Genomic DNA, 4,956 nt, shown 5'->3' with positions numbered 1-4,956 from the left:
CTTGTAGGATGACGCCACGCCGCGGACGTCAGCCGTTGCAGGAACTGGGTGACCTCGCGCTTGAGCGTCTCGACCTCGCCATGGACGCGCTCGGAGGCGCGGCGACGCGCGCCCCGCGCCATCACATCGTCGCGCCCAGCACCCAGGGTGCGAACTCGGCGCCGCCGAAGTCAAAACTCTCGCTCTTGGTCGGCTGTCCCGAGGCCGTCTTGAGGATGAGTTCGAAGATGCGCTGGCCGCATTGCTCGACGCTCTCCTCGCCCTCGAGGATGGTGCCGCAGTTGACGTCCATGTCCTCTTCCATGCGCTTGTACATGGGCGTGTTGGTGGCGAGCTTGATCGAGGGCGCCGGCTTGCAGCCGAACACGCTGCCACGGCCGGTGGTGAAGCAGACCAGATTGGCGCCGCCGGCGACCTGCCCGGTCGCGGCCACGGGATCGTAGCCGGGCGTGTCCATGAACACGAAGCCCTTCTTGGTGATGGGCTCGGCGTAGCGCAGCACCTCGACGAGGTTGGTGGTGCCGGCCTTGGCCATCGCGCCGAGCGACTTTTCCAGGATGGTGGTGAGACCGCCCGCCTTGTTGCCGGGGCTCGGATTGGCGTTCATCTCGGCGCCTTCGCGCTCGGTGTACGCGTCCCACCAGCGCATGAGGTCGACCAGCTTCTCGCCGACCTCGCGGCTGACGGCGCGACGGGTGAGCAGGTGCTCAGCGCCGTAGGTCTCGGGCGTCTCCGACAGGATCACGGTGCCGCCGTGGCGCACGATGAGATCGCTGGCGGCGCCCAGCGCCGGGTTGGCGGACACGCCGGAATAACCGTCGGAGCCGCCGCATTGCAGGGCAACGGTAAGCTCGCTTGCCGGCACCGTTTCGCGCTTCACCTTGTTGGCGTCGGCCAGCGCCTCGCGCACGAAGGCAATGCCCGCTTCCACGGTCTTGCGGGTGCCGCCGACCTCCTGGATGTCCATCGCGCGCAGGCGGCCGGCGAGCTTCTGCTCCTCCATCAGGCCGCCGATCTGGTTCACCTCGCAGCCGAGGCCGAGCACGATGACGTGGGAGAAATTGACATGGCGCGCGTAGCCGCCGAGCGTGCGGCGAAGCAGCGCCAGCGGCTCGTTCTGCGTCATGCCGCAGCCGGTCTTGTGCGTCAGCGCGACCACACCGTCGACATTGGGAAAATCGGCCAGCGGATTGTCGCCGTTGAAGGGGTTCTTCTTGAAGACGTCGGCGACGAGGCTTGCGACATGCGCGCTGCAATTCACCGAGGTGAGGATGCCGATATAGTTGCGCGTGGCGACGCGGCCGTCCGGGCGGCGGATGCCCTCGAAGGTCGCCGGCAGGTCGAAATTCGGCGTCGGCTTGACGTCGGCGCAATAGGCATAGTCCTTGGCGAAATCGCCCATGCCGCAGTTCTGCGTGTGCACGTGCTGGCCCGGCGCGATCGGCACCGTGGCAAAGCCGATGATCTGGCCGTAGCGCTTGATCGGCTCGCCCACGGCGATCGGCTTGATCGCGACCTTGTGGCCGGAGGGAATGCGCTCGACCGTGGTCACGCCGTCGGCCACCGATGTTCCCGGCGGCAGGCTCGCGCGCGCGATCAGCACGCCATCATCGGGATGCAGGCGGATGACAGGGCTGATGGTCATGGCAGGTCTCCTTGGGTCTTCTAGGTATCGTGCCCCGGACGCTGCGCAGCGCGAAAGCGGTGCGCTGCTGATCCGGGGCCCAGTGTCACGTGATGTGTAGGGCTGGCAACCGGGTCCCGGCTCTGCGGAGCGGCACTGCGTGCCGCACCGCGTCCGGACACGGAAGCTTACGCCTTGCCGCCGGAATCCTTGCGGGTCGCGTTGACTTGCATCTTGGCGTAGGTCGTCATCATACCGACCTCGTTCGACAGCGTCACCAGCTTGAAGCCCATGTTGATGGCGCGCGCCGCGCCTTCGGCGCCGCTGCAATGGATGCCCGGGTTGAGGCCGCGCTTGCCGCACTCCTTGATGATCTTGTCGTAGATCGCGAGGATCTCAGGCTCGGTGCGATCGAGCTTGGGCTCGAGGCCGTAGGAGAAGCCGAGGTCGGACGGGCCGATATAGACGCCGTCGATGCCCTCGACGTCGAGGATCGCTTCCATGTTCTCGACCGCGGTTTTGGTCTCCATCATCGGCAGCAGAATGGTGTCGGCGTTCGCGGTCTTCTGGTAGGAGCCCGCGGTGCCGTACATGCCGGCGCGGATCGGGCCGTTGGAGCGCACGCCCTGCGGCGGATATTTCGAATAGGAAACGAGGTTCCTGGCTTCCTGGGGCGTGTTGACCATCGGGCAGATCACGCCATAGGCGCCGCCGTCGAGCACCTTGCCGATGATGCCGGGCTCGTTCCATGGCACGCGGACCATCGGAGTCACGGGATGCTTGTCCATCGCCTGGAAGCACTGCACCATCGACAGATAGTCCTGCACGCCATGCTGCATGTCGACCGTGACGCTGTCGAAGCCGCATTGCGCGATCATCTCGGCCGAGAAGCCGGAGGGAATCGCGAGCCACGCGTTGACCACGGCCTTGCCCGACTTCCAGATTTCCTTGACCTTGTTCGCCACGTTGCCTTCCTTCTTTGTTGTTTGGACCGTCGTCGCCATGACGAGCGCCGCGACTGCGCGACGTCGCTGTTAGCGCGAACCGGAGCGCCGCGCTACGCTTGCAATGACGCAAGACCTATGCGGTCGCCCTCTGGATGCTGATTTCGCTGACGCCGACCTCTCGGGCGGTATTCACTATCGCCGCCCAGGTGTCATCCGGCAAGGGGATGCCGTTCTGGGTGCGCTCGGCCCTGGTTTTTCGCTCGGGATCGCCGGGAATCAGCACCTGATCGACCCCGGCCACCGGTCTGGTGGCGCAGATGAAGTCGCATGGCGCGAGACCTCTGCATCGAACACATGGGAGGTATCGACCACCTTGGGATCGACATGGAACGCCAACATGCCGTTGGCGAAGCGGCGCCCGCCCGAGGTGGCCCCGGTTCCGGTCAGCGCGCCCTTCGGCAGCTTCTGCCGCAGCGGCTAGCCACCAGCACCTTGCCCTCGGCGACGACCAGGTCGCGAAGTACGGCACGATCGGGTCCTGGCCCTCACTCCTCGGCACTTGCCTCGTTGCCGGCGCCGAGCCCCGCAAGACTCTGTTCGAGCTCGCCGAGCATCTCCTGCAATTCGGCGAGCTTGCGGGCGCCGAAGCGGCTGGTGATCTCCGCGTAGATCGCCTCCGACGTCGGCGCGACGGAGGCCATCAGCTTCACGCCCTCCTTCGAAATCGAGACCATGCTGCGACGCTGGTCCGCCTTCGCGGTCTTGCGCTCGATCAGATTGCGCGCCTCGAGATCGCGCAGGATGCGCGACAGGCTCGGGCCGAGCAGGAACGCCGTGCGCGCGAGTTCCGTGACCTCGGCGGCCTCGATGGCCGCCAGCGCACGCAGGATGCGCCATTGCTGCTCGGTCAGGCCGTGCTCGCGCAGCGAGGGACGAAACTGCCGCATCACCGCCTCGCGCGCCCTGAGCAGCGACATCGGCAGCGAGCGCGAGAAGTCGCGCATCGGAACCTGCCGTGCGGCAGGCGCGCTTGCGTTGGCGGGATCAGCCGGTCTCTTCGTCATGTCGCCCCTTCAAACCGCAAAATGTTTGCAGTGCAGCAAGGTCAGATTCTGTTTGACGCATTCACTTAACATGTTAAGCATCTCCCGGCACCGCGATTTGTAAGATCCCAGATGGCGCTTTCCAACGACGATATCCAAGCTTGCGCAAGGCGTCTGCACCAGGCGGAGAAGACCCGCACGCAGATCCGGCAGCTCTCGCAGGATTTCCCTGACATCACCATCACTGACGCCTACGCGATTCAGAAGGCCTGGGTCGACGTCAAGATCGCCGAGGGGCGCATCGTCAGAGGGCACAAGATCGGCCTCACCTCGAAAGCGATGCAGAGCGCGCTCAACATCGACGAGCCGGATTCCGGCGTGCTGCTCGACGACATGTTCTTCACCGACGGCGGGATCATTCCGACCGAGCGCTTCATCGCGACGCGCGTCGAGGCCGAGCTCGCCTTCGTCATGAGCAAGCGCCTCGCCGGGCCCGACTGCACGATGTTCGACGTGCTCAACGCCACCGACTTCGTGGTGCCGGCGCTGGAGATCCTGGATACGCGGATCGAGCGCGTCGATCCCAAGACCAAGGCTACGCGAAAAATCTTCGACACCATCGCCGACAATGCGGCGAATGCCGGCATCGTGCTCGGCGGCCGGCCGATCCGCCCGTTGGACGCAGATTTGCGCTGGATCGGCGCGCTCTGTTTCAGGAACGGCCAGCTGGAAGAGACCGGCCTTGCGGCCGGCGTGCTCAATCATCCCGCCACCGCCGTTGCCTGGCTTGCCAACAAGATCGCGCCGCTCGGCCTTGCGCTGGAGCCCGGCCAGATCGTGCTGGCCGGCTCCTTCATCCGTCCGATCGAGACCCGCAAGGGCGACACAATTCAGGCCGATTATGGCGCCTACGGCTCGGTGAGCTGCTACTTCGCCTAGGCGAACAAAAAAAGACAGGGAGTGAAACCGCGATGCCGCATTTCACGATCGAATATTCGGCCAATCTCGATGACCGCCTCGACATCGCCGCGGTGTGCGAAGTGGTGCGCAAGGCAGCGGTGGAGACCGGGATCTTCCCGCTCGGCGGCATCCGCGTCCGCGCTGTCAGATGCGAGCATTATGCGATCGCGGATAACAGACAGGATTACGGCTTTCTCGACATGGTGCTGCGCATCGGCGAGGGCCGTGACCTCAAGACCCGCCAGAACGCCGGCGAGCACGTCTTCCAGGCGCTCTCCAAACATCTCGATCCCGTCTTCGCCGCCAGCAAGTTCGCCCTCTCGTTCGACATGCAGATCAACGACAAGGACACCAGCTGGAAGCGCAACAACATCCACGACGC

5 protein-coding genes and 1 pseudogene are annotated in these 4,956 nt (G+C 65.2%); 2 read left to right on the top strand and 4 right to left on the bottom strand.

The features are described from left to right. Positions 1-121: 121 nt before the first annotated feature. The 4 genes and pseudogenes from AC1D00_RS26575 to hpaR form a co-directional block, all read right to left on the bottom strand. Positions 122-1,645 carry a UxaA family hydrolase gene (locus tag AC1D00_RS26575; protein WP_135172454.1) on the bottom strand — a complete coding sequence of 508 codons (1,524 nt, stop codon included), beginning with the start codon at positions 1,643-1,645 and terminating at the stop codon, positions 122-124. A gap of 167 nt (positions 1,646-1,812) precedes the next feature. Further along, positions 1,813-2,589 (bottom strand): HpcH/HpaI aldolase family protein, encoded by a 777-nt coding sequence (locus AC1D00_RS26570; protein WP_027544069.1) that lies wholly within the window; start codon positions 2,587-2,589, stop codon positions 1,813-1,815. A 115-nt stretch (positions 2,590-2,704) separates the two neighbouring features. Continuing rightward, a pseudogene (locus AC1D00_RS26565) lies at positions 2,705-3,151 on the bottom strand (Ldh family oxidoreductase); the annotation flags it as partial. Beyond that, a complete protein-coding gene (gene hpaR, locus AC1D00_RS26560) occupies positions 3,117-3,635 on the bottom strand; it encodes a homoprotocatechuate degradation operon regulator HpaR (RefSeq protein ID WP_027544067.1) in 519 nt (172 codons plus the stop codon). The gene hpaR and the pseudogene AC1D00_RS26565, both read right to left, overlap by 35 nt. A gap of 111 nt (positions 3,636-3,746) precedes the next feature. Between hpaR and hpaH the strand changes: the two genes are divergently transcribed. Together hpaH and AC1D00_RS26550 are read left to right on the top strand one after the other, a co-directional pair. After that, positions 3,747-4,553, top strand: a complete 807-nt coding sequence (hpaH, locus tag AC1D00_RS26555; protein ID WP_477012690.1) for a 2-oxo-hept-4-ene-1,7-dioate hydratase — start codon at positions 3,747-3,749, stop codon at positions 4,551-4,553. Positions 4,554-4,585: 32 nt separating this feature from the next. Next, positions 4,586-4,956, top strand: a 371-nt coding sequence (locus tag AC1D00_RS26550) for a 5-carboxymethyl-2-hydroxymuconate isomerase (RefSeq protein ID WP_477012689.1), incomplete at its 3' end; no start/stop codon positions are given.

The sequence above is a fragment of the Bradyrhizobium sp. P2_E8 genome, assembly GCF_056403875.1.
This window is presented reverse-complemented; position numbering and strand designations above follow the sequence as displayed.

Coding starts and splice junctions, on each gene's coding strand:
- hpaR (WP_027544067.1), bottom strand. CDS start 3,635: ATGACGAAGAGACCGGCTGATCCCGCCAACGCAAGCGCGCCTGCCGCA.
- hpaH (WP_477012690.1), top strand. CDS start 3,747: ATGGCGCTTTCCAACGACGATATCCAAGCTTGCGCAAGGCGTCTGCAC.
- AC1D00_RS26575 (WP_135172454.1), bottom strand. CDS start 1,645: ATGACCATCAGCCCTGTCATCCGCCTGCATCCCGATGATGGCGTGCTG.